The organism is Dictyobacter kobayashii (assembly GCF_003967555.1).
In the GTDB taxonomy this organism is placed as follows: Bacteria; Chloroflexota; Ktedonobacteria; order Ktedonobacterales; family Ktedonobacteraceae; genus Dictyobacter; species Dictyobacter kobayashii.
The window spans coordinates 3,916,053-3,940,951 of the sequence record NZ_BIFS01000001.1 but is presented as its reverse complement, the minus strand read 5'-3'; the positions used below and the strand labels follow the sequence as shown (position 1 = coordinate 3,940,951).

The window sequence follows — 24,899 nt, the reverse complement described above, 5'->3', positions numbered from 1 at the left end:
ATGAGCGAGAACAATACTGAGACAGGCATGGTGATCCGGATTGGACATCTCTATCCAACCCTGATGAGTGTGGCAGCTGACCGGGGAAACCTCTTTTCGATCGAGCGCCGCTGTAAATGGCGCGGCATCTCGACCGAGGTTGAGCAGATTTTCGTGAAGCAGACGCCGGATTTCACCAAATATGATCTGGTGCTTATCCATGGGGCCGCTGACCGCGAGATGGAGATCGCCTCGAAAGATATCCAGCACAAGGCTCCCTCTTTGCTTGAAGCTGCGGAGTCCAATACGGTATTCTTAAGCGTATGCGCCGGCTACCAGCTACTTGGACACTACTACAAGCCATTCAATGGTCCTGAATTAAAAGGTGTCGGTCTGTTCGACATGTATACTGAAGGTGGGTCTACACGTTTTATGACCCACATGGCCCTCGAATGTAATTTTGAGGAGACCGGGACCAAGGTTCTGGTCGGCTACGAAAACCATAGCGGACGCACGTATCTTGGCCCCAAGACACAGCCATTGGGAAAAGTGCTGGCGGGCTGGGGCAATAATGGCAAGGATGGCGTTGAAGGAGCAGTCTACCGCAATGCCTTTGGCACCTATACCCATGGGCCTGTCCTGCCAAAAAATCCCTGGCTTACCGACTTGCTGATCCAGCGTGCACTTGAGCACCGCTATGGGAAAGTAAAATTGTTGCCCTTGGATGATAGCACCGAGAACGCCGCCCATGACGCTGCTCTTAAGCTGGCCATGGAGTTCAAGGGCACCATGTCGGCCATTGAAGCAACACCCTGGAAACGCTAGCAACTAGCATAGCAAGGATATAAATCGTCATGCCAGCAAAACATGCCCTTAAGCTTACGTTATTGATTGCTCTTCTGGTCTGTTCATTGCTGGCCTGCGATGTGGTGCCCAGCATCACATTTAATGGAACTCCAGTTACGGCCCCATCAAAAGCTGGTGGTTCCGATACATTGAATACCTGGACCCAGACTCAACCGGGCGTCGAGTTGCGACGAGAACTTTGGAAAAGCGCGGGTGGAAATGAAGATACCGTGACCATCACGCGCTTTGATCTCCATAAGGTACATATAAGTATCGGCTATCAACCAGATAAACCCTTGCAATTAAAAGATTGGATGCAGCAGACCAATGCCATTGCTATCATCAATGGCGGTTACTTTGATCAACATAATCAAGCGACCGCCCTGCTGATTTCAAATGGACAGGCCAGCGGCAGTTCGTACCAGGGTTGTTGCGGCATGCTCGCGGTGGATGCGCAAAATAATGTGAGCATTCAATCCTTACGGGATCAACCCTACGATCCAAATACCCAGCAATTGCAGCAGGCGACGCAGAGCAGGCCAATGTTACTGATAGATGGGAAACGCACCCAGTTTGAGGAGACGGCCGCTGCAAGCCCTCGTAGCGTCGTAGCGATGGATAATCAGGGAAGGCTCTTGTTTATTGTGAGTCCCGCTCAAACATTTTCCATCGATGAAATGGCGGACCTGCTCGTCCAATCAGATCTTTCATTGAAAACCGCGTTGAACCTGGATGGTGGCAGCTCGACTGGACTCTATCTGCGCTCCGGTGGGCAGCAGGTCAGCCTCGACTCTGTCTCGGCTCTTCCTATCGTAATTATCGTCAAGTAAAAACGACATTCAAGCCCCCCAAAAAGAAGAGTGGACTTGCCTCATGACAAGTCCACTCTTCTTTTTGGCAATCTGGATCTTCTATATCTATTGCTCAACCTTAACGGCCCGCCGCCAGGCGCCGTTCCGTGGTACGTGCAATGAGGGAGAGTGGATAACACATCGCCAGATAGAGCAGGGCCCCCAGAATAAACACAAACATCTTACTGTTGGGATCAGTCTGCGGCAGCGCCAGACCGGTGGTGACATATTCCAGTTCTACGACGGCGATGACCGACAGGAATGCGCTATCCTGAATCAAGGTAATAAAATTGTTGGTCAGGGGTGGAATCGTGACCCTGACTGCCTGTGGCAGTATAATATGCCGCATCGTCTGGCGTGAGTCCATTCCCAGGCTCAAGGCGGCCTCTGTCTGACCCTGCTCGACCGAGAGTATACCCGAGCGGAAAACCTCGGTCATATAGGCCCCATAATTGAAGCTCAGGCCCAGCACACCATAGAAATAACTATTGAAAGCATCCGGTACCAGGCTATTGCTCTGCAGGACAGTCATGGCCTTGAAAGTTAATACATATGGATCGAAACCCAGATTGGATAAGACGATACGAACGCCAAAGTACCATAGAAAGAGCTGTACCAGTAGCGGGGTGCCTCGAATCACTTCCACATATACCAGTGAGAGCCAGCGCCATATACGGAAGCGGGATAGGCTTCCGAAGGCTCCTAGCAACCCAAACATGATAGCAAAGATGGCACTGATCACCGACATGATCAGCGTTACCAGGGTACCACCAAGCAAAGAGGGTAGATAGACAATCGCTAAATCTTTATAGGTGTATAGATAATAGACAAACGCCCCGATAGCTACTAAGAGCAGGATATAGTAGAGGTAATCAGCTCCTACCATACGATTGCGCGGCCAGAGATTACGCTTTATATCGGGCGGCTTATCTGAATGTTGTAGGGATTCGGAAATCATGGCTCCATTCCTTCCTCATTATGAATATTTCTGATGGGTTCACGCGGCTTAGATTACAGAGCGGCGCGCAAACGGCGCTCCAGTCGCTTGGCTATGTAGGAGACTGGCAAGCTCATCAAAAGATACAGGATAATCGCCAGGAGGAAGAATGGCATGGGATTACTGGCATTCTTTCTCACATAGAAGTTTAAGACAGATGTTAGCTCGGTTCCGGCAATAACACTAATAATAGCGGAGTCTTTGAGCAAATAAATAAAATCATTGACAAAAGGCGGGATCATCAACGGTATCGCCTGCGGCAACTGGATACGGAAAAAGTCTTGCGCAGGGGTGAGTCCCAGAGAGAGGGCCGCTTCTGCCTGACCTTTATCAACCGAGAGGAAACCGGCGCGATAGATCTCTGCCTCATAAGCGGCATAGTTTAAAGCTAGCGTCCCAATGCCGGCGGTCCAGTTATTAATCCAGAGCGCCCAGGCAGGATTCACACTGGCTAAGATCGCCCCCAGGCCGTAGTAGACGATGAATATCTGCGCTACAATTGGAGTTCCACGCACTACTTCAATAAAAATGCGGGCTGGATTACGCAGCCAGATATACTGAGAACCATCCATCAATGCCAGAAACAATCCCAGAACCAGAGCCAGGGGGAATGAGACAATACAATAGAGAAGCGTATTGCGGGCGCCCACCAGGAAACTGGGTAAGACTGGCCAGATCACATCCATTTTGTCACTCCATACAACATAAAAAGTAAACGCCGCTCAAGAGCGGCCAGGCTGGCCCCTGGAGCATGAACACGCTCCAGGGGCCACATCTATCCATATCTTCTACAGGTCTTTCTTACTTGATGCCAATCGCAGGCTGCTGATCGGTCCACAGGCCCCAGCGTTGGTAAATCGCTTTTAAGGTGCCATTATTTTTCAGCTGGGTTAATGCCTGGTCAACCTCTTTCTGCAGGGTGACTGCATTTGGATTCTTCTGATTAAAGGCAATTACATAATCACTATCATCAAAGGCTTTGCCAATCAACTTGAGGTCTTTGTTGACCGCACCACCAGAGCCAAAGCCCAATACATAGTATGTCACGGTTGAGAAGTCAATCAGGACAGCGTCGATACGGCCCAGGGCCAGATCGTTGAAGGGCAGGTCGGGATCATAGGATTTAAGCTTGATTTTTTTATCGGCCGCCAACAGTTCTTCAGCTTTAAAGCCTGCACCAGTACCAACCGTCAGGCCTTCCAGATCCGTCAGGGACAAATTATCACTGGTGGTCTTGCCGGCAAAACGACTATCATTGGCACGGACGACAATCTGCTGGCCATTGCGATAATAGGGCTGCGAAAATATTTCGGTCTTTTTGCGATCCTCGGTAATCTCCCAACCGTTAAGGATGACATCAAAAGCATTGGCCTGCAACGACTGGTCCAACTGTGCATAGTCGGTCTCAACTTGCTTCTGGGTAACACCCATCAAGTTGGCGATGGCAACCGCGATCTCCAATTCGAAACCTACCAATTTACTGGTTTTAGGATCGCGATAAACATATGGAGCACCGTTATCAGAGGTGGAGCCCCATTGGAAAAAGCCCGGCAGTTTTAAACCACCGCTCGCAATTTTGGCGGTTTTACTATTGCTCTGCGGAGCGGTTGGAACATTGCCGCCACAGGCTGCCAGTACAGATTCGAGAGCACTACCAGTGATCACGAGACCACCAATTTGACCTGCGCGCTGCAAAAAGACGCGTCGATTTACATCATGAGCCATTATTATGCCTTTCTAAAGACACCTTTAGTCTAGATAAGAAAAAGAAACAGGAAGAATGATGAGAGCGTGGCTGCTTATGGCAACACTGAAAGCACACGCTCAAGGAAAAGCTGAGTACGCTTCTCTTTGGGTCGCCGGAATAACTCGTCTGGATCGCCCTGTTCAACAATCGATCCATCAGACATAAAAACTACACGGTCGGAGACATCCCGAGCAAATTGCATTTCATGGGTAACAACAACCATGGTGCTGCCTTCGTATGCGAGGTCTTTCATAACCCTGAGAACTTCACCAACTAACTCAGGGTCCAGTGCAGAGGTCGGCTCATCGAAGAGTAGGGCGCGGGGCTGCATCGCCAGAGCACGCGCGATAGCGACACGTTGTTTTTGACCACCAGAAAGGCGGCCGGGATAGACATCCCGTTTCTCTAACAGCCCCACTTTGGCCAGCAAGCTCTCACCTAAAGCGACCGCCTGGTCTTTGGAGAGCTTACGCACTAATAAGGGAGCTTCAATCACGTTTTGTAAGACCGTCATATGAGGAAAAAGATTGAAGTTCTGGAAAACCATTCCCAGTTCACGGCGCATAGGGCTCAGTTGTTTCGCCGGCAGATTGGGATTCAACCTCTCACCCTGAATATAAATTTCGCCGCTCGTACCCTTTTCCAGGGCATTCAGACAGCGGATCAGTGTGCTTTTACCAGAACCACTAGGACCAATCAAGGCGACGACTTCTCGCCTTTTAACCTCAAAGTTGATATCTTTGAGTACGTGTTTGTCGCCAAAATATTTATTGAGTTTCTCGGTGCGGATAACAATATCACCCTCAACTGGAGTGAGATCCTGCAATGACGCATTTTCAACAGCTTGAGATTGCTCTTGTTCGGGGTTCATGCGCCAGCCCTCCTTAGGCATTAGTCCTTGATACAATTCAGCGCGTATCCTCACTTGTCAGTACTATAGACGCCTTTCTGCCAACGGCGCTCTGGGGTATATGCGATGGTTCATCGGCTGGCAGATTCCATGCAAAAAAAATTGCACCATTTGTGATTACGAATATTGTTGGCCTTTGATAACAACCAAACGAATATTCAATCAAAGATTATACACGATCCTGACTGAAACTGTGCATTTGGCTATGACTATAGGACTGTCTGGATATTCTTCTTCTTTTTTAGAGACGAATAAGCTATCAAATATTCAAGGCTCTGATGAAGAGGATAATAGTGATTTTATTATCAGAGCCCTGAATATTTGATGGCCTACAGATCTTAATTTTCTTCTTGAACAGCAAAGGGATCATTGGTGCCCAGATTTACTATCGCTGGTGCAACCGGGGATGCCAACAAACGCCGAGCCAGCAGATGGTTGTCAAGCGAGTATGTTTCCGCTTCGACCTGTGCCTTCAACTGCTCTACTAATATAGTACGGGCTTCCCCATCGGTTCGTGCCAGCACCAGTGCTTTCAAATAGGCAATATTGACTTCCTGCTCGGGCGCAGTATTTTTTAATTGTGGGTATGTAGTCTTATAACATGGATCCGTTTGAGCTATGTGCTCTACGACATGGCTTTGCTTTCGTTGTACATTCATTATTGGCGGCCTCCACCTACTTCTTCTTGTTACCTCTCCAGCCTCTTCTATAACCCCTCAGACAGAAGCATCGGTGCAAGGCGAGAGGAGGACCCGAGGTACCCACATCCCCAACCCCTCATACCTACTCTCCAAACCATTCCATTGCCACATCTTCCAACCGACCCCGTCCTCTCTCGACTTACATAGAGAGCATAACCCAGTTTTTTCGGCACCAGTAGAGATATTTGTCACCTAATAAGTGGTCAAAAGGTCCCAAAACGAAAAACAGGCAAGCACATTGTGAAAGTCTTACCTGCTTTCTTTTAAGCATTCTCATATAAGTTTGGAGAATAATTACTTATCATTCATGATCTGATGAAAGCTGGACAGGAGTTTTTCTACTGGCTTTCAAATACCGACGCCGCTGCTCGAGGCGCTGCATTCCTTTGTCACGCTTAATATAGCGGCGCAAACGGAATAGTAGCAAGCCACCCATGATAATAGCTTCTGAACCGGCTGCGATAGCCAGTGCCAGTGGTACCACCAGGATTGCCGTGGTTCCATGCAGGAATTGGAATAAAAAGTACAGCATAAACCAGCGTACCAGGAGTGCATAGGTGTTGGTTATAAATGGGGTCCAGGCATCTTTAAGCGCAAAGAAGCCTCCGGATAGAAGATTCCCAGCCGCGAGACCGGGCAGGGCACAGGCATAGCCGAGCAGGGCCAGATTGGTCAGATCAGAGGCGTGTGGATCAAAGGCTCCATGCTGGAAAAGCAGATGGATCATTGGTTTGCCAAAGAGGGCCAGTAATAAAGCAGCCGGTACCGTCAGAGCAATTGAGGCGCCAATTACTTTCAAGGCCATCTGACGCATACGTATATAACGTCCCGCAGCAGCCTGCATTGCTAGATGTGGCAATAGAGATTGGCCAACTGCCTGTCCAATTAAGGCCACAGGCAAAGCCTGCAACATTTCGGCATTATGCAAAGCGGCCAGACTGGCGCTATCTGGTAGATAAGATGTGAAGTGGGTGTCAATAATGTTGCCAATATAAGCAACACCGATGGCCAGGGAATTTGGCAGTAATAAAATTCCTACCTGGCGCAAACCTGGATGACGAAGATCCCAGATAAATGAATAGCGCACATGTTGCTTGGATAAACCCGGCAATTGTACGACCAATTGTAACAGGACTGCGACCAGGGTACCGTATGTCGGACCATAAATACCGACCCCGGGCACAAATTTGGCGACCAGCAAACCTCCGATCAGCCCTACATTATAAACAGCCAGTGAAACTGCCGGGAGGAGAAACTGGCGCCGGCTATTCAAAATAGCCGTCACGACTGTACCTAATCCCAGAATCAATGGCTGCACCAGCATAATGCGCGTCAAGGTAATGGTCAGATCTTTTTCGGCCGGCGAATAACCAGGAATCAAGATGTTATTGACAAAAGCAGGGGCGATAAATTCACCAACCAGCAAGACCGCGGTCATAAGTACCAGTAGTAGATTAAACACCAGACTGGTTAAACGCCAGGCTTCGCTATCCCCTTTTTCTTTTTCATACGCTAGAAAAACTGGTATAAAAGCGCTGATCAGGGCACCGCCGGCGATCAAATTGTAGAGGGTATCGGGCAAACGGGCTGCCGCATAGTATGCATTTGCATTGGGACCAACACCGAAGAGGGCATTAAAAATCACCTGGCGTACTACGCCTAAAACACGGGAAGCCATGAGAGCAAGCATTAATAAGAATGCACCCTCAAGCACGCTGAAACGACGCAGAGAGAGGCCTCCACCCGGGCGAAAATTGCTCAGATTAAAGCGGAATATGCGCCCTCCCCAGATCAAACGGCGCTTTTGAGGCGCTTTATCTGGGGCTGTTGACCAGAATCGTGCTGCGGTTCCGCATCGGTAAGCACCGATGATGAAGTATCAACCGTGTTGCGTGGTTCGTACGAGATAAGAATCCCTCCTCTCGGCCTGCAAAGAACTGCTGAGCTCTAATGAGGTCGATTATACCAGTCCATTAGCTTTAATGGCTAGAAAGTACTCAAAAAGTACTGCCAGGTTTATGCTACAGACAACATAGCGTAAAAGTATATTCAAGATAAACAATAACCTTTGTTCATCTTAACACACTTATTCCTTTGTGGGTACTAAACGCTAGCACTACGAACTTTTGGGGCGGGGTTTATAGATATTTAATCCTATCTTGAACTCTTCACAGCCCGGTATAGCAATATTCCCTTCGGTGCTGGCAATGGTAATAGATTTTCCACTAGAGGATGGGCCATATTCTTGCCCCAGATCGACAGCGATAATCAGCTTATTCCCCTCAATCTTCAGATCTACGTTCTTCATAAAAAACTCTCTCTCTCATCGAACCGAGTTTTACTCGGCCCGCCTAATCATAGAAGATTACACTCATCTATATTCCTCTACTAATGAATATACCCGAAAGGTCATAAAAAAAGGAAAAAAATAAAAAGTAGCTGGTACTACTTTGCCACAACCATTCTTATTGTAGAGTTGAAAAATAGCTAAAAAAATAAGGGAAAGGCCAGTTTAAACACCAGCCCTTCCCTTATTATTGAGATAACTTCTACGCCTGAACATTGTACTTTGAACGTCGGCGACTGATTGAACCGCCTTTACGCCCTGCAGCCTGCGCCTCTTCACTTGTCCACTTGTGTGCAGTGCCCAAAGCATGGGCTGCTTTTCCGCCTTTACTGGCGATCTCACGCTTCTTTTCTGGACTCATTGAAGCAAATCCACGGCCACGCCCTTTTTGTGTCTGCATTATCTTTCTCCTCCTAAGAGTGTGAGATTTTACACCCTTAACTCATTCAGGACGTAAGAGTACAGGGGCCATCCCCAGAACTCTCCTCCCTGCACATGATTTTCTCCCTGGTACTCATATTGAGGTCAAGATTGAGATCAAGTAGGACTCTCAACCTACTACTAACAACACGACTCATCTGATAGTTTAGATACACATGAGACGACCAATTTTTTCATTCATCCTTGAAACTCATAGTTCGACTATATAATATGACAGTCTTTACACTATGAGTTTCAAGAAATCATTTTTTACTTTTCCTCAAGACCAGCGAGCTTGCAGAGATTACTAATACGTTTTGAATATTTTAGAATGCAAAATCTTTACTACTTTTGCCCCTATCATCTGCCCTAACAGAAGATCCGGCATTCAATGAGTAAAGGATAACAGGTGATCTGGCGCCAGGACAACCCATGCATAAAAATTTTCAGCATTTTCTAAGGTATACTCATCTTTTTTTAAGCCAGGAGCAAAGATTGAAGCAATGCTTGAGCTCAATTTATTTTAAATTTTTTGCTTGCCAGGGCCAAAAAGCACATCCATTTCTAAGGGTTGATGAGGTTTGGTGGTAAACAGGTACTAGTACCTTATCAAGTAGTATGAAGACTGGTAGTTGTATAAGTTGTATAGGGTTTTTCGAGCTCATGAGTGTCTGGATATATAATCGCAATCTATACCATTAAGGCATTTTTCACAGCAAAACTTTATCTGTGGTTGATTGTGCCGTAGCTATCGATGTCGCAGCTGTGGCTATCGGAAGAGTTAGCGTGATACTGGTTCCCTGGCCAGAGCTGCTTTTCAGCGTAATAGTCCCATGCATGGCCTCTATAAGTTTGCGCGCAATATATAAGCCCAGACCCACGCCGCTGATCTGACGGCTGGCGGACTGTGGTAAACGCAAAAAAGGTTCGAAAACCATCGACTGTTGCCATTGTGGAATGCCGATACCATGGTCCCGCACCGTAATGCTGATCTGGGAAGCACCCTGCTCCTCAGTTGTGTCGATAATATTATCCTCCCAGGCGAGAGAACGATCAGTGGGATACACGAGAAGCTCGATGACACCGCCTTCAGGTGAGTATTTAATGGCGTTCTCCAATAGATTCTCTAAGACCTGCTGGACACGATGTTCATCAGCCCAGGCCATAGGAAGCCTGACATAACTCAGACATTGAATGGTAAAATGCGCCATAGCCTGTATCTCTACACGATCTTGCATCTGCCGGGCTACACGCTGACATAAGGACATGAGGTCTAATGGCCCGGGACGTAAAGTTATTTGCCCGATTGGACACGCGCCAGATCTAACAAGTCCTCAACCAGTATCTCCAGGTGCTGTACCTGTTCCATGATTGAGCGCAAATAGTGTTGCTGGCATTCAGCGGTCAGTGCTTCGGCTGCTTTTTCAGCTGTTTCAGGAAAGCCGTAGATTTGCAGCAGCCCGACGTAGCCTTTGATTACACTCAGTGGTGTGCGAAAATCGTGCCCTATCATAGAGAGCAGTGCGTCTTGCTCCGATGGTGCAGAGGGCCATTCGTCTGATCCAGTAAAGAAGAGAGTCGGAGAGGTTACAGGGGTATCGGGAAGCTGTGGTCTCAGCAGGCCATGCAAAGCCTGTTCTACTTTTATAGCCAATGAGAGTAAAAATTGAGATAAGAGTTGACCTTCACCCGGACCAAAGGTGTCTGAGCCGGCGGCAGTACAAATCACAACGCCAACAATGCCTTCGGGACGCTTAAGTGGGGCCACGACAATTTGTGCTGGCTCTTCAATTACTCCACGCCCTGCTGCCTCAACAAGTGACCAGGCTGAACCAGTCTGGATCGCCATGTCACATACAGCTCGTACACGTTCCTCCGCTAGCAAATACACATTGTTGATTGAACCATAACAGCGGGCAGAAAAATCTAGCGTAGAAATAGCTTGCGTTAAAAGTGGATGGCAGAGGGCTGAATCATGACAATATAAGAGAATGCAAACGTCCTCACAACACAGAAGATCGCGAATATATGCTGCCATTGTGTAGAAAATCCGGGAATTAAGCACACCCATCTCCTCCTTAGCTACTCTCTTATAGAATTCTTCTTCAGTATATAGAGGAAACCAAGAAGCAAACAGCATTATAGCTGCTTGAATAATTCGTAACACGAAGAAATAGGCTGCAATTCCCTTGACCAGCTTGATGCAGGACAGTACAATTAAACTACCAAAATCTTAAGCCATCAAACCTTTTTGCTCAAACATTGCTCACAGTAAAGAGGCGGGCAAGGGTATAACGGTCCTTCTCTTTACGATCCACCTTTAAAGTACTGCAATAGGTAGCTGTGTTATCATACTAATGTGTAGATGTAGAAAATGCAACCAAGGTAAGAGAGGGCCAAGTGTATGTCTGAGAGCGACAACGAACAGGCGCAACCTGTTTCCCCCTGGGGAAATGAAACGGAGTCTGAAGGCTTTCTGTATCTCGAAAAAGACAGTGACAGAAACCCTGCCGAAGCCGCACCCTCGGTATCTGAACAAATAGATGTCGAGCCAGCTACCTCATTGCCAACCAGAGCCCGGGAACGAGCGGGTACGATTGAACATATAGCAGCCCGCAAAGCATTTCCAGCCTTAGATAAAAATACGCCTGAGATGAAACAACGCTTAAGCACATTACGCACAGAGGTTACGCATATTCTTACCAGTCTACGCTGGGAAAATCAGTCGATTGAGGAGACGGCTCACCAGCTCACTCCATTGCTCAATATTGGCCCTATCCCTCAATGGAAAGATATTTTGCTCCCCTTTCTCTATGAAATAGATCGCGGGGGCATTTTAATTCCTACCTGGCTCACCATTATTGAACAAGGAGATCCCACCGATCTGGCTCCTGATACTAATCCCGGTGAGACAGAACAGGGGAGGGCCAGGCGGTATGCCATTCTTATGCTCGGCAATTACCGCACAATGGGTATTATAGGCAATGGGGCACAGACCCACTTCGCCAGTCGCAAAGACGATGGCAGCTTGATCTCTACCGATCTTACACAATATCTGGGTTCCCTGGCCACAGACCCGGATGTCTCTATGTATGCAACCCATTCTCTGGTCAAACATGCTACGGTTGCCTCTATGCAGGCGCTGATCAGCGCGCTAAAGGAGGCTCACGGATGGGCTAAGGTTGATGTGGTTGAAGGCTGCCTGGAATTTCAGCAAGAACGTTTTTATGATCTGCTGGTTGCCAGTGGGATGGAAAACGTATCTGGCCTGGAAAATTATGTGGCTGCACCACTGTATCGTGCGATTCCACTTGAACGCTACCTGGAAAATAAACAGGCTGATCCCTATTTAAAGGCAAATGCGGCCCTGATATTCCAACAGGCTCTGGCGGATAGCAATCATGCACCCCTTAACCAGACAGCTACGGAAACGCTGCCCCGATCTTCTCGCGCCATTTTCCCACGGTAGCCCAGGCACTGCTGAATAGCGCCACTTATGAGCCTCTCTGGCAACATGCTGTAGCATTGCATCAGCTGGGCATTTTCATGGGACGTTACTGGAGTGAGATCAGCAAAAACACGATCAAAGATCCACGTATCCTGGAACCAGTTTATCAGATTCTCCCTATGATGAATGAGGTAGAGCGCTGGATGAATGGGCCAGGACGCGATGTGCTGCTCCAAACCATCGCAGATCCACAGGAAGAGAATCTAATACCTGTGGCACGTACACTGGGAGACCTTAGAGATCCACGCGCGACGGCTCCCATTATTGAACGCCTGGAAACAACAAAGGTGTTGAAAGATCGTGCCCATGCCTTAACTATTGGGGCGCTCTGCGATACGCTAGCCCGACTTGGGGAGCGTCGGAGTGCCGCCCCATGTTTCAGTTACTGGCTCGCACGGTGGAGATTGATCGACGCAGACATCTACCCAAACGTGGTGAGACATTGCCTCAAGGTGAACCCAATATTCCGGGCAGCATTGTCTATGCCGCGGTCATCCATGCCTGCGGACAAATAGGGGATAGCAGCGTGATCAAGGGCGTATGGGATGCGACCAAAGATATTGATCCCTACGTACGCACCCAGGGACTGGAGGCCTTAAAACTATTGGACCCGCTGGGTGAACAGTCTCAGAGCAAAGCGATGGCGCGTGAAGCTCTCTATGATCCACGCGCCTCCGTGGTACGTACCGCCAGTGCTCTGGTGCTACAATACAAAGACTTTGAAGCGGTCCCGATCCTGCGCTATGTCGCTGATACGCGTCCTGATCTCGCTTACCCCCTGCAAGAAACGCTCAAACAGTTAACGTAATTTTTACCAGCATCATCGCTCATTCATCGGAGCGATGATGCTTCCCCTCAATCTTTATCAAGCTCCACTATTGGTAGCTCAGCAAAAATTGCGCGCCTTCGGCACACAAGTATTCTTCTGACGTGCAATCAATGCAAAAATAGCATTGATTGCACGTCAGAAGAATAAAAGTTCGGTCTTGCATGCGCCTGCCCGCAAGGGAACAAGGCACTTCCTATGTCCTTCGCACGCTCTGTCCATGTATATTCGCGCCTATGGTGCTCATAATTCTTGTGGTGTGGAAAATGCGCTTTGAGCATTTTCCACACCACAAAAAAAGCTCGGGCGCGCCAGCGCACGTTCACACAGGAGCGATTAATCACCCTCAGCTTCACATAATGAAACAGGTGCTACAATCAATTCTTTATCACGCCACTTGAAACGCTCAAGAGAAGACAATGTAGCACTATTGTCTTATTCCAACCTAAAACATTTATGGTCTTCCTGTATACTGAAAATAGGGAAGAGTATGATTTACTGGTTGAGAGTTCCTATCTTTCTTTGTTACTATACTCTCACCGTCTTAAAATCACAAAGGATTTTTGAGATGAACATGTTGGTGGGGAAACATCTCGGGGGTATCGCCTACAGCGACTCATCGAGAGTGGTGGTATGGGTGATATCTATCTGGCTCAACATGCACGCATAGGGCGACGAGTGGCCATCAAAGTGGTATGTGGGGATCTACGTGCCGTTCCCAATACTCCCGAAGGGAAACAGGCTGCACAGCGCTTTGAACGCGAGGCCAAAGCCGTAGCCGAATTGGAACATGAACATATTTTGCCTCTCTATCACTTCGGCGAAGAAAATCTAGATACGAGCATTGGTCCGATTACATACCTGGTGATGCCATACATTACAGAGGGATCGCTCTGGAACTGGCTACAACAACGTACGCAACAATTTGGCTTTGGCTGGCCTATTTCAGCTGAAGAGGCAGGCTACTATCTTCTACAGGCCGCTTCGGCACTTCAATATGCACATGATCATGGTATAATTCATCGCGATATCAAACCAACAAATTTTTTAATTCGCGTTGAACGCGGACCTCTAAAAAGTGATCAATATCCTTATCTTGCAAATATTTTTCCACATGGAAGACCACATCTTTTACTGGCTGATTTTGGTCTGGCTTCCTTCTATCGAGCTGGTCGTTCGCTCCATCGTTCGGTGGGAACGCCACTTTATATGGCCCCAGAACAATTCGATGATCCTTCACTGGCGACCTCAGTCCATGTTGGTCCATCGGCTGACCAATATGCCCTGGCGGTAATGATGTACCAGCTGATGACGGGGCGCGCCGTGTTTGAGGGGACTGCGGCACAATTACTGCACCACCATCATCATACACCTCCTGAGCCGCCCAGCAAATTTAATGCCGCCTTGCCCAAAGAATTGGATGAAGTATTCTTAAGGGCCCTGGCAAAAAAGCCCGAGCAGCGCTATCCCAATATCCTGGAGTTCGCGCAAACCTATGATGTGGCGCTGCAATCAGCGTTACGTAGCCGCCAGACCTATCAAAACGTCAGTCGACCGGCTACCATTCAGCGTGAGAATCCACGCGAAACCAGGACGATCGTGGCGCAAAAACAACGCGATGCCACTACGCTCCCGATGCCCCCACAGGAAAAAGTGGCGCGCCAGGATCAGCAGTCAGAAAATGAGTTGCAGGGAGGGGCAGTACAGGTCGCCACCCTGGAAGAACCAGAGCGCACCCAGCACAGGCAGGTCCCGACCTCACCACTGATCAGAAGCAGAGCTATTACTGACCATCCCGCCCTGCTCGCTGTTATCCCGACAATTACCGGGCTGCAAAAAACGATGCCCTTGCGCTTTGTGCGCTTATCACCAATCCTGGCCTTTGTCTTGATGGGCCTGGTAGTTTTGCTACTGATCACAGTGGCCATCCTGGCGGCGCTGCTGCTGATACTGCATGGACACTAATAAAGATAGGGAATAAGTCGGCTACTCAAGGTAGCAACCTATTCCCTGACTCTATGCTTCAGATCTTATCTGCTTTTATTCGGCCAGCGGGATAATCGGCAACGCAACAAAAGAGGGATGCGCTGCGTCATGTAAAATGGTCTGCTGGGCAATGGCCAGCTCGCTATCCGCACCAAAATCATGGCCGGTATTAGGATTGCGATCCCAGCGAGGGAAGTTGCTGCTGGTGATATCTAAACGGATACGATGCCCTTGCTTAAACACATTGCTGGTAGCCCAGAGGTCGATCACGTATTCATAAGCTTGCCCTGGCTCGATCAGTGTGGGCTCGGCTCCAGCTGCGAAATCTCGATAGCGGGCACGAACAATGCCATCTGTAAGATTCTGGGCATAGCCATCGGGATACACATCAACCAGGCGGGCAACAAAATCAGTATCAACGGCACTGGAAGTAGCCCAGAGGTGAACTAAAATGGGACCAGTTACCTCGATATCCTGCGTTAATACTGGAGTTGTATACACCAGTACATCCGAGCGTTGTTCAGTTGGCCGTTGGTCAAAGACACCACCGGGGAACTCTGGTGTCATGAGTAATGCTCCACCCCTGGTCATAACGGGATTGGCAGGATCATAGTTATAGGTGTCCGGCTGCTCACTCTCAGGAACATCTGGACTGAGCAGGCCATCTCCATCCAGGGTATTTGCCTGTCCCGCGCTATGCAGGTAGTAGCGTGTCTCAACCGCGCGGGCCAGTGGCCATTCGTGCTCATCGCGCCAGATATTGGCTCCCATCACAAACAACTTGATTGGTGCCTCGAACAGCATTCCGGTATCCTGCCCCTTCAGGAAGTGATCAAACCAGCGCAGCTGCATGCTCATAATATCGCTCTGCAGGTTAATCAGGCCGGGCATAGCAGCAAAGCCAAAGTTCTTTTCGCCAACAGGGTTTGAAGAGCCGCCGTGAGTCCATGGGCCAATCAAGAGCTTGCTCTGCTGGGCCTCTGGTGTGCTACCTTCCTGGTGCATGATACGGAAATTCTCCAGGGTGTCCTGCAAGAAAATATCATACCAGCCACCAATATTAAAGGTAGGCACCGTGACTTGTGCGTGCTTACCTAGAATAGTCATTGGCTCAGTCAGTTCACGGCTCATCGGCTCATCAAAAACTTCATAAAAAGCTGGTGCAATATCTTTATATTTCAATGGAGCAAATTCTTTGAGTGGCAGGTGCCAATAGCCCTCGGAACCCAGGCTATCTATTGCCTTTGCCCATGTATATAAATCGATACCAAGCTGGGCAGGATCACGCTCAAGCAGTTGCCGGCGCATCAATACGTTGGCGCCCATCGCCAGCTGCCAGGAAGCGGTCGTTCCAAATTCCAGCGCTCCCCCACGGAACGTAACACCATTGAGGGGATCATTCCAGGTGATATAAGGGACAAGGGTCTTTAAAGCTGGTGGTTGATGGACGGCCGCTGACCATTGCGTAAAGCCAAAATAAGAGGCGCCGAACATGCCTACTTCACCGGTACTATATGGAAGCTGGGCGGCCCAGGCGATCGTATCTACACCATCCAGGGCTTCGTTGCGCATAGGGGACCACTCGCCCTCGGAGGCAAAACGCCCGCGCGTGTCCTGCACAATTACAACATAACCGCGACGAGCTGCCTGGACGGCATCCAGTACACCAGCCGCGCCAGGCAAATCTTTGCCATACGGTAAACGTGTTAGAAGTACCGGCCATTGGCCTTCTCCCGCTGGTCGATAGATATTGGCGCGTAAGGTGACACCATCGCGCATTTGGGCGGGAACATCAAACTCTATCGTCACTGACAGACCCGACTGAACTGACATAGATGCGTTTCTCCTTGTTAATACATTTGCTTTGTTACAATGTTTTTAGAGGAAAGAACCAACAAACCCATCATACAACGTCAGAAAAAAGTGTGCTATAGAAAGTTTACTGGCATAAGCCAGAAAAAGTTTAGCCGTCTCATGGATAGCTGCCAGAAATGGGCAAGAAGCACCCATGGTTTCAAAGCATGATTCTTGACACACTAAGATCTCATTCGTTATACTCAGTCCAACGGTGGAAGAGAAACCCATCGATAAATCCTTGCAAGCCCGCTTCAGGCAGCAAAATAGAGTGGAGCCATATGCCGCAAGAACAAATATCGGGAGCATACCTTGTCATTCAGAAAGGCTCTCTAGCTGGCAAGCGTATTGAATTGTGGAAAGAGTGCACAACCATTGGAAGAAGCCGCGATAGTGATATCTTCCTGGAAGATATCACTGTTCATCGTAAGCAAGCCCGTATCCTATCTACGATGAACGGCTATGCATTACACGATGACCATGGAAGTGGAGATTGCTTTGTCAATGGGAGCCCTATTGTCGAACAATTACTCAATAGTGGGGATGAGCTTCAATTTGGTAACACTCAAATGACCTTCTTTGCCAATGAGGGAACTCGTCCCTTCCAACTTCCGTCCTCGCGTGGACGCGAACTCCACATGGGAAAGACGCCTGAACCCAGTTCAACCATTATTGCCCGTCTGCAATTCGCCAATAGTGGTACAAGTACCCGCAGCATTGAGCTGTTGTCTGGCATGACTATAGGACGAAGCCGCGAATGCGATATCTTCCTGGAAGATTTGACTGTTAGCCGACATCATGCCACCATTAATGAAGTCACCCAGGGCCAATATGAGATTGTGGATAATCACTCTGCCACCGGCACTTTCGTTAACGGAAAACCGGTCACAAAGTTTGTTCTGAGTGAGGGCGACCAGCTACAAATCGGTAATACCATTTTTACATTTCGCCTGGCACGCGCGTGATCAATTGATCACGCGCCACGGTCCTTGAGCGCTATCATTAAATGAATATAGCCCGGCTCGCAACGATTTACGTTGATCAAGAGACCGGCCCCAGGAGCTGGCTCAGGTACTTGATGCGCTCGTTGTAGATATCTACCTCACTGCCATCTACCCTCTTGACAGGCTGAGCATAAGCCCGTGTCCCCAGCATAAATCGGCGTACCTCATGCGTAATATCATGCAGATATCCAGCTGCTTGCTCTCGTACCAGGGTAGCTGAAATATCCCGATAGCTAGCATCAAAAGGCTGTGAGCGCACATAGCGCGCAAAGCGCTGATTCTGTGGCTGTTGGAGCAGTTTATTCAGCGCCTCTTCCCCATCGTTCCCACGCGGCACAACTAGCAGCTCGGCTAGATTAAACAGAGCCGCCAGTGAGGCGTCGCGATCCTTATAATAACGTGGATCAAAAATCTGTTCAATTTTATCAAAGCCCATTAAAAAAAGGATACGCTTCACTCTGGGGAATGAATGCCGTATCGCTTGTGCCTGCTCAACATAAAGTCCACGATTGAATAATAAGATGCCGGCTTGTGGTAAGCGGCGGCGTAAAATATCTTGTAGCAAGATGACACGATCTAACAGCAGAGGACGCTCGACACTCTCTTTATCTACCGTACGCTTGCTGAAGGCGGCATAGAGATGGACCGGCTCGCGCTGTGTTTCCGCATAGCGCGAGCCCTGTTTAAGCAGGGCTAGATGCGCGATGGTGGGGGGATTAAAAGAACCCGTAAAGATGATGACTGTATCATTTGGCTCTTTTGTGTCCGGGACGCAGACTACCTCTGGATCAGCAGTGGGTTGCAGGTGATCCAGCAAGCGTTGCACCCGTTTCAAGCGCTGAAGCTGTGTGGTTGAGATGTACATGGTAAACATCCAGATGTTTATTATTCTGCGAGCAGGTAATCAATCGCCGCTTGCGGCGCTCCCGGGCGGACGTGAGCTGGCGCCCCCTAATTGTTTTAGTATGTGGAGTAGAAAATGTGCGCTGCACATTTTCTACTCCACATACTAAAACAATTAGGGGGCAAGCGGGGTGCAGGGGCGGCAAGCCCCTGACGGAGCGCGATGGCAGGCATGCTGGGGCATGCCAGTTCTCGCAACCCTCCCTCTCCGTCCTTCCGGGGGAAGGACGGAGAGGAAAAATTAAGCCTGTAAGAGCCGGCGTAGAACGGTTGGCAGGATGCCGCCGTTTTCATAGTAGGTTACATCTATCGCACTATCCAGGCGCGCAATGGTCTGGAAGGAGAAGGTGGAACCATCCTCTCGTGTAGCCTTGACAGTAATTTCCTGGCGTGGCTTCAAGCCGTCGGCGATACCAACGATCTCATAGGTCTCACGTCCAGTTAGTTGGAGCGATTCTTTGTTTTCTCCCTGGCGGAACTGCAGGGGAAGAATACCCATGCCAACCAGGTTACTGCGGTGAATACGCTCAAAGCTTTCGGCAATGGCTGCACGCACACCCAGCAGTAAGGGTCCCTTGGCTGCCCAGTCACGTGAACTACCAGAACCATACTCTTTGCCAGCGATAACGATCAGCGGCACACCATCCTTCTGGTATTGCTCAGAAGCTTCGTAAATGGTGGTTTCGGCCCCATCAGGCAGGTGTACGGTATAGAAGCCCTCTTTACCTTCTACCAGGCGGTTACGCAAACGGATATTGCCAAAGGTGCCACGGACCATTACTTCATGGTTACCACGGCGGGCACCATATGTGTTGAAATCACGTCTGGCGACACCATGCTCGACCAGGTATTGGCCAGCCGGGCTCTTCTCGGCGAAGCTACCAGCAGGCGAGATATGGTCAGTGGTGATCGAGTCATCGACCATGACCAGTACTCGCGCACCGGTGATATCTTTCACGGGTGCTGGCTCGGGCGAGATATCTTTAAAGAACGGCGGCTCCTGAATATAAGTCGAGTTTGTATCCCACTCAAAGAGGGGTCCGGTCGAATTGGAGAGCGCCTGCCAGTGTTCGTCACCCTCAAAAACATGGGCATAGTTCTTTGAGAAGACTTCAGGGGTGACTGCCTTTTCAACCAGGCTGCGCACTTCTTCCTGGGAGGGCCAGATGTCGCGCAGGTAGACCTTGTCGCCATTGGCATCGGTTCCAATTGGATCTGTGGTCAGGTCGATGTCAACCGTTCCAGCCAGGGCGTAGGCTACGACCAGCGGCGGTGAGGCCAGGAAACTGGCACGTACTTGAGGGTGAATACGACCCTCAAAGTTGCGGTTTCCGCTCAGGACGGCCGCGACAACCAGGTCGTTATCCTGCACGGCTTCGGCGACCGGCTCGGCCAGTGGACCACTATTGCCGATGCAGGTTGTGCAGCCAAAGCCAACCAGGTGGAAACGCAATGCTTCCAGATAACCTACCAGGTCCGCATTTTCTAGATAATCAATGACGGCACGGGAACCTGGAGCCAGACTGGTTTTGACGGATGGATTAACGGAGAGACCGCGCTCTACCGCATGCTTGGCAACCAGGCCGGCGGCAATCATGACGGATGGATTCGAGGTATTGGTACAGCTGGTAATAGCGGCAATCGCGACTGAACCATTGGTCATATGGGTCTGTACACCACCAAATTCAACCAACACACCCTGATTGGTGGCTGGCTTTTCAGCCACTGCGGTCGCGGTCGCGGTCTGGCTGGCCTGAGGGGCCGTCTTAAAACGATCAGCATAAGCGGTACGGAACGTCTGAGACAGTGCGCTCATCGGCACACGATCTTGTGGACGCCGTGGACCCGCCAGGCTGGGTTCGATGGTGCTTAAGTCTAGCTCGATCAAATCATCAAACTGGGGCTCAACGGTCTCATCTGTACGGAAGAGGCCCTGTGCCTTGGTATAGTGCTCAACCAGTTCAACCAGCTTTGGATCGCGACCGGTATCGCGCATATAGCGCAATGTCTCAGCGTCCACCGGGAAGAGCGTGGCAGTCGCGCCAAACTCAGGTGACATGTTGGAGATGGTAGCGCGATCAGCCAGTCCGAGCTGGCTCAGACCAGGACCGGTAAACTCGACAAATTTTGCCACCACACCCCGCTTACGCAAGATCTGCGTTACCGTCAATACCAGGTCAGTCGCGGTCGCACCCTCCGGCAGGGCACCGGTCAGGCGCATCCCAATTACTTCGGGTGTCAAAAGATACAGCGGCTGTCCCAGCAATACTGCCTCTGCTTCAATACCGCCAACACCCCAACCCAGTACACCCAGGCCGTTGATCATGGTGGTATGTGAATCGGTACCCACCAATGAATCCGGGTAGGCCACAGTCTCGCCATTGTCGTCTCTGGTCATCACTACTGAAGCCAGGTATTCCAGGTTGACCTGGTGCACAATACCAGTTCCTGGAGGAACAACACGGAAATTACTGAATGCCTGCTGGCCCCAGCGTAACAGAGCATAACGTTCACTGTTGCGCTCATATTCACGTTCTACGTTGCGACCAAACGCCAGCGTAGAGCCAAAGGAATCTACCTGGACAGAATGGTCAATCACCAGGTCAGCAGGCACGAGTGGGTTAATTTTCTGTGGATCGCCATTCAAGCGCGCCACAGCAGAGCGCATCGCAGCCAGGTCGGCTACGGCAGGCACGCCAGTGAAGTCCTGTAAGAGGACACGCCCCGGTAAAAAGGGATACTCAGCCTCGTTGGCTGCGGACTTACCAGGCGTCCAGGCGGCTAATGAGCGTACATCTTCTTCAGTGACGAGCTCTCCGCCGGCATGGCGTAATAAATTTTCGAGAATAATTTTGACCGTAAATGGAAGTCGATCGAGACCCTGCACGCCACGCTCCGCCCAGAGCGGCGAGTCGATAGTAGTGGACTGTACCGTAAGCGCCCTCTAAAGTAGTACGGGCTCCAAATACATCTTTGTACATCGTCATATCAGGTCCTTTTGGGAGTATTTTTTGTAGGGAGACAGATGGCCACACCAAAGCGTGCGCGAGCCAAACCTACATTTTTAAACAGCTAACATTCCGTCTTTATTATATAGCATAGAAACACCTTTGTGGGCAGATATACAGCCATACAAAACGAGCATTACAGGCGCAAAAACACAGAAATATGGCGATTTACACAAAAATTTATGGAAACCAAAAAAAAGATGAATACATCGACACGTCGCCGTGCCGATGGCGGGAGCCTGCTTAGCTTAGTCGTGAATGCGATCGCCAACACCGATGGTGCCACCAGAAATAATTTTTGCGCCGAGTCCGCCGCGATGAATGAAGCCAACCGCGACTTTGTGACTGGTCTGTTCCATTAAATGAGGACATGGCTCGCATAAGGACTGGCCACGTAGCACCGTCTCACCAATACGGAACTCTCGATCTACCAGGTGATTGAGGGAAAAACCTCGCGTAACAATATTGCGCCGCATATCTGCCGCTGTCACCGCGACTTTGTTTTCTATCTGCACGCCCTCTAAGGCTTCACTTTCAATTAAAGTGACATCATAGGACTGCTCATCGGGCCAGAGTGGGTGCCAGTTTTCGCGTAATAGCGATCGCCGACAATGCCTTTGCCTTCTACTAATTGAACATTGGTGATCTCTTGCATCGGTTCGTCAGCGGCCGGTGCGATATACAAAGCCACTACGTCACCTTCCCACCATATTTTTTCAGCCATAGTTTTTCTTCCTTGCTAAAACTTCTTGTTGCCTAAACTATTTGCCCATCATATACGCTATTTAATAGTATTGCTATTAGCATACTATACCTGTGTAGATGGAGGCGATCAGTGTTCGGTCGCCAGATGGCACTCCGTTAAACACAAAAGCTGGCGATAATGCCCTATCCTGTAAAACAATAGATCAAAAGCGCTGTGATGAGCGTATATACAACAGAGAGTAAGTTTAAAATGCTGTGAGAAAGCTGGGAAATATATAAAATGTTCCATTCAAGGCCATCTACAGTGGGAGTATAGAAGATACATTTAACGAAGTCAATAGAAAACCTGGTTGGGCACGCTATACTACCTGAAACAAGATAAAAGGGCTAACAGAAGATCCAGAAGCACAGCAATGCATTGCGCTTGGTGGTACACTATGGGAAAACAATAATACTGATGTGCTCCAATCTCGCTCTTCCAGAGCTGGATAAGTGGGCACTACTTATATTGACAAGGCGGCAATACTTTCGCTACAGTAGAGAAACAATATATGCTATGCACAATATTTATGTGTAGGACAGGGAGGAAGGACGGTCATGGGGAAGTGTTTGGACTTCAAAAGTTGTGGATTTGACAATCGAGATGAGGCACGCTTCTGTTCACGTTGCGGTATTCCGGTCAAGGGTACCTTGCTACAGGGCCGTTACGAAATTCAATCCTTGATTGGCAAAGATCGTGGGACGGTCACCTTCCAGGCCACTGATCTGCAGACCCGCCACACAGTGACGGTACGCGCATTGATTCCTAAAGATACAAATACACAGGAGCAGAATGATTTTTTGCAGGATGCGGAGCTAGCGGTTTCGCTCTCTACCCATGTCAGTGATCCTGGTAGTATTCGAGTGATTGACTATGGACAGGATGGGCCAGTTGTCTATATGGTGAAAACGGCTCCGGACTCTACTCCACAGCCATCTTCCTTGTCCCGCTTTGTGAATCGTCTCTCCAGTGATTTATTTCCACAGACGCCATCGAATAGTGGCATTGAGGATGAAGATACAACGCGGATACGTATTGCTGTACCAGGCAACACACCCCAACCGACTCCGGCACCCTGGCCAACCCCGGGACCGGCCGTACGCGATTGGCTGGTGGAGGGGAACCTGGCCTATGAACATGGTAGCTATGAGCAGGCCCTGGCAGCTTATGAGATGGCAACCCGGCAAAATGGGGCCTCGGTCGAAGCATGGAGCGGAAAAGGGGCGACCCTGCTCCACCTGGGCAGGGCTGAAGAGGCATTACAGGCCTATGACCAGGCTATCTCTCTCAGTCCAAATGATCCCGAGCATTGGACCTCACGCGCTAGCGTACTCCACGATTTACAACGCTATGATGAGGAGATGTATTGTTATGATCAGGCCCTGACCTTTGATCCCGATTATGTCTATGCCTGGAGTGGACGTGGGATGGCCCTGGCGGAACAAGGCTATGCCGAAGATGCGCTGGTGGCTTTTGATCGAGCATTGCTCCTGGATCCCCAGCAGGGTACGGTCTGGCAGGCGATGGGCGATACCCTCTACAGCCTGCATCGCTATGATGAGGCGCTGATCGCCATCGATCGGGCTTTCGCATTGGATGATAGCCAGGCATCGCTCTGGGATACCAAAGGCAATATTCTGCGCCGCTTAAAACAGCCTGAACAGGCGCTGGTACTACACGAACAGGCGACACAAATTGAGCCCAACAGTGCAACAAGCTGGTTTGATAAGGCCAACGACCTGCGCGATATGCGTCGTTTTGGGGAAGCACTTAATGATTATGATAGAGCGTTAGCACTTGACCCAACATTAGCTGGCGCGTGGTATAATCGAGGCAATGTATTAGCAGCACTAAGAATGTTCGAAGATGCGCTTAATTCGTATGACCATGCTTTACAATATGATGACGGACTGATCTCGGCTTGGTATAATAAGGGAAGTCTGTTGCATGAGTTACAGCGCCACCAGGAAGCACTCGCCGCTTTTGACCGTGCCCTGGCTCTCGACGTACATTATATTGCCGCCTGGAATAATAAAGGACTTTCTCTCTTTGCACTTGGGCGGCTCGACGAAGCCCTGGCTGCGTTAGATCAAGCAACATCCTTTGCTCCCGAGGAACCAGATGCCTGGTACAATAAGGCAGTCGTTCTCGAAAAGCTAGGACGTAAGCAAGAAGCACTAACATGCCGCGATTGGGCACGCTCACTCGATCAACAAGCCAAACAAGCACAGGGACTCTAGCACAAAGATCACGTTTACGGCAAAGCT

The 24,899-nt window shown here is 49.5% G+C and carries 20 protein-coding genes and 2 pseudogenes; 7 read left to right on the top strand and 15 right to left on the bottom strand.

Features of this window, described 5'->3' with window-relative positions:
• Entirely contained in the window at positions 1-804 is an 804-nt protein-coding gene (locus EL645_RS17350; protein WP_218031890.1) for a type 1 glutamine amidotransferase, read from the top strand.
• Positions 805-833: 29 nt separating this feature from the next.
• The gene (locus EL645_RS17345; RefSeq protein WP_126551684.1) at positions 834-1,655 is read left to right on the top strand and encodes a phosphodiester glycosidase family protein; all 822 of its coding nucleotides are present in this window, start codon (positions 834-836) and stop codon (positions 1,653-1,655) included.
• A gap of 100 nt (positions 1,656-1,755) precedes the next feature.
• Here EL645_RS17345 and EL645_RS17340 read toward each other — a convergent pair whose 3' ends face one another.
• The 10 genes from EL645_RS17340 to EL645_RS17295 form a co-directional block, all read right to left on the bottom strand.
• Positions 1,756-2,634, bottom strand: coding sequence for an amino acid ABC transporter permease (locus EL645_RS17340; protein WP_218031889.1), 879 nt, complete (start codon positions 2,632-2,634; stop codon positions 1,756-1,758).
• Between the two features lie 53 nt (positions 2,635-2,687).
• Positions 2,688-3,359, bottom strand: a complete 672-nt coding sequence (locus tag EL645_RS17335) for an amino acid ABC transporter permease (RefSeq protein ID WP_126551683.1) — start codon at positions 3,357-3,359, stop codon at positions 2,688-2,690.
• A gap of 115 nt (positions 3,360-3,474) precedes the next feature.
• Positions 3,475-4,398 (bottom strand): ABC transporter substrate-binding protein, encoded by a 924-nt coding sequence (locus EL645_RS17330; protein ID WP_126551682.1) that lies wholly within the window; start codon positions 4,396-4,398, stop codon positions 3,475-3,477.
• A 74-nt stretch (positions 4,399-4,472) separates the two neighbouring features.
• Positions 4,473-5,291 (bottom strand): amino acid ABC transporter ATP-binding protein, encoded by an 819-nt coding sequence (locus EL645_RS17325; RefSeq protein WP_126551681.1) that lies wholly within the window; start codon positions 5,289-5,291, stop codon positions 4,473-4,475.
• 377 nt (positions 5,292-5,668) lie between these two features.
• Positions 5,669-5,989 (bottom strand): flagellar biosynthesis anti-sigma factor FlgM, encoded by a 321-nt coding sequence (locus EL645_RS17320; protein WP_126551680.1) that lies wholly within the window; start codon positions 5,987-5,989, stop codon positions 5,669-5,671.
• Between the two features lie 343 nt (positions 5,990-6,332).
• A complete protein-coding gene (gene murJ / locus EL645_RS17315; RefSeq protein ID WP_281276395.1) occupies positions 6,333-7,745 on the bottom strand; it encodes a murein biosynthesis integral membrane protein MurJ in 1,413 nt (470 codons plus the stop codon).
• A 402-nt stretch (positions 7,746-8,147) separates the two neighbouring features.
• A complete protein-coding gene (locus EL645_RS17310) occupies positions 8,148-8,339 on the bottom strand; it encodes a hypothetical protein (RefSeq protein WP_126551678.1) in 192 nt (63 codons plus the stop codon).
• Between the two features lie 241 nt (positions 8,340-8,580).
• Positions 8,581-8,778, bottom strand: a complete 198-nt coding sequence (locus EL645_RS17305) for a KGG domain-containing protein (RefSeq protein ID WP_126551677.1) — start codon at positions 8,776-8,778, stop codon at positions 8,581-8,583.
• Between the two features lie 730 nt (positions 8,779-9,508).
• Positions 9,509-10,036, bottom strand: coding sequence for a sensor histidine kinase (locus EL645_RS17300; RefSeq protein WP_161977439.1), 528 nt, complete (start codon positions 10,034-10,036; stop codon positions 9,509-9,511).
• A 56-nt stretch (positions 10,037-10,092) separates the two neighbouring features.
• Entirely contained in the window at positions 10,093-10,647 is a 555-nt protein-coding gene (locus EL645_RS17295; protein WP_161977438.1) for a sensor histidine kinase, read from the bottom strand.
• Between the two features lie 555 nt (positions 10,648-11,202).
• Here EL645_RS17295 and EL645_RS17290 point away from each other — a divergent pair.
• From EL645_RS17290 to EL645_RS17275, 3 genes and pseudogenes are all read left to right on the top strand, one after another.
• Positions 11,203-12,267 (top strand): hypothetical protein, encoded by a 1,065-nt coding sequence (locus EL645_RS17290; RefSeq protein WP_126551674.1) that lies wholly within the window; start codon positions 11,203-11,205, stop codon positions 12,265-12,267.
• Between the two features lie 412 nt (positions 12,268-12,679).
• A complete protein-coding gene (locus EL645_RS17280; protein ID WP_161977437.1) occupies positions 12,680-13,114 on the top strand; it encodes a HEAT repeat domain-containing protein in 435 nt (144 codons plus the stop codon).
• A 630-nt stretch (positions 13,115-13,744) separates the two neighbouring features.
• Positions 13,745-15,097 (top strand): annotated as a pseudogene (locus EL645_RS17275) (serine/threonine protein kinase); the annotation flags it as partial.
• Positions 15,098-15,172: 75 nt separating this feature from the next.
• Here EL645_RS17275 and EL645_RS17270 read toward each other — a convergent pair.
• Positions 15,173-16,951, bottom strand: a complete 1,779-nt coding sequence (locus EL645_RS17270; protein WP_126551670.1) for a CocE/NonD family hydrolase — start codon at positions 16,949-16,951, stop codon at positions 15,173-15,175.
• Positions 16,952-17,253: 302 nt separating this feature from the next.
• Here EL645_RS17270 and EL645_RS17265 point away from each other — a divergent pair, with 302 nt between their 5' ends.
• Positions 17,254-17,937, top strand: a complete 684-nt coding sequence (locus EL645_RS17265; RefSeq protein WP_161977436.1) for an FHA domain-containing protein — start codon at positions 17,254-17,256, stop codon at positions 17,935-17,937.
• A 76-nt stretch (positions 17,938-18,013) separates the two neighbouring features.
• On the opposite strand, the gene EL645_RS17260 is transcribed toward EL645_RS17265, so the two are convergent.
• The 4 genes and pseudogenes from EL645_RS17260 to EL645_RS39345 form a co-directional block, all read right to left on the bottom strand.
• Positions 18,014-18,841, bottom strand: coding sequence for a nucleotidyl transferase family protein (locus tag EL645_RS17260; protein WP_126551668.1), 828 nt, complete (start codon positions 18,839-18,841; stop codon positions 18,014-18,016).
• 279 nt (positions 18,842-19,120) lie between these two features.
• Positions 19,121-21,866: pseudogene (gene acnA / locus EL645_RS17255) on the bottom strand (aconitate hydratase AcnA).
• A 269-nt stretch (positions 21,867-22,135) separates the two neighbouring features.
• Positions 22,136-22,402, bottom strand: a complete 267-nt coding sequence (locus EL645_RS17250; protein ID WP_161977435.1) for an MOSC domain-containing protein — start codon at positions 22,400-22,402, stop codon at positions 22,136-22,138.
• Between the two features lie 23 nt (positions 22,403-22,425).
• The gene (locus EL645_RS39345) at positions 22,426-22,611 is read right to left on the bottom strand and encodes a hypothetical protein (RefSeq protein ID WP_161977434.1); all 186 of its coding nucleotides are present in this window, start codon (positions 22,609-22,611) and stop codon (positions 22,426-22,428) included.
• Between the two features lie 578 nt (positions 22,612-23,189).
• Here EL645_RS39345 and EL645_RS17245 point away from each other — a divergent pair.
• Positions 23,190-24,872 (top strand): tetratricopeptide repeat protein, encoded by a 1,683-nt coding sequence (locus tag EL645_RS17245; RefSeq protein ID WP_126551666.1) that lies wholly within the window; start codon positions 23,190-23,192, stop codon positions 24,870-24,872.
• The last annotated feature ends 27 nt before the right edge of the window (positions 24,873-24,899 follow it).

Coding starts and splice junctions, on each gene's coding strand:
- EL645_RS17350 (WP_218031890.1), top strand. CDS start 1: ATGAGCGAGAACAATACTGAGACAGGCATGGTGATCCGGATTGGACAT.
- EL645_RS17345 (WP_126551684.1), top strand. CDS start 834: ATGCCAGCAAAACATGCCCTTAAGCTTACGTTATTGATTGCTCTTCTG.
- EL645_RS17340 (WP_218031889.1), bottom strand. CDS start 2,634: ATGATTTCCGAATCCCTACAACATTCAGATAAGCCGCCCGATATAAAG.
- EL645_RS17335 (WP_126551683.1), bottom strand. CDS start 3,359: ATGGATGTGATCTGGCCAGTCTTACCCAGTTTCCTGGTGGGCGCCCGC.
- EL645_RS17330 (WP_126551682.1), bottom strand. CDS start 4,398: ATGGCTCATGATGTAAATCGACGCGTCTTTTTGCAGCGCGCAGGTCAA.
- EL645_RS17325 (WP_126551681.1), bottom strand. CDS start 5,291: ATGAACCCCGAACAAGAGCAATCTCAAGCTGTTGAAAATGCGTCATTG.
- EL645_RS17320 (WP_126551680.1), bottom strand. CDS start 5,989: ATGAATGTACAACGAAAGCAAAGCCATGTCGTAGAGCACATAGCTCAA.
- EL645_RS17310 (WP_126551678.1), bottom strand. CDS start 8,339: ATGAAGAACGTAGATCTGAAGATTGAGGGGAATAAGCTGATTATCGCT.
- EL645_RS17305 (WP_126551677.1), bottom strand. CDS start 8,778: ATGCAGACACAAAAAGGGCGTGGCCGTGGATTTGCTTCAATGAGTCCA.
- EL645_RS17300 (WP_161977439.1), bottom strand. CDS start 10,036: ATGCAAGATCGTGTAGAGATACAGGCTATGGCGCATTTTACCATTCAA.
- EL645_RS17295 (WP_161977438.1), bottom strand. CDS start 10,647: ATGGCGATCCAGACTGGTTCAGCCTGGTCACTTGTTGAGGCAGCAGGG.
- EL645_RS17290 (WP_126551674.1), top strand. CDS start 11,203: ATGTCTGAGAGCGACAACGAACAGGCGCAACCTGTTTCCCCCTGGGGA.
- EL645_RS17280 (WP_161977437.1), top strand. CDS start 12,680: ATGTTTCAGTTACTGGCTCGCACGGTGGAGATTGATCGACGCAGACAT.
- EL645_RS17270 (WP_126551670.1), bottom strand. CDS start 16,951: ATGTCAGTTCAGTCGGGTCTGTCAGTGACGATAGAGTTTGATGTTCCC.
- EL645_RS17265 (WP_161977436.1), top strand. CDS start 17,254: ATGCCGCAAGAACAAATATCGGGAGCATACCTTGTCATTCAGAAAGGC.
- EL645_RS17260 (WP_126551668.1), bottom strand. CDS start 18,841: ATGTACATCTCAACCACACAGCTTCAGCGCTTGAAACGGGTGCAACGC.
- EL645_RS39345 (WP_161977434.1), bottom strand. CDS start 22,611: ATGGCTGAAAAAATATGGTGGGAAGGTGACGTAGTGGCTTTGTATATC.
- EL645_RS17245 (WP_126551666.1), top strand. CDS start 23,190: ATGGGGAAGTGTTTGGACTTCAAAAGTTGTGGATTTGACAATCGAGAT.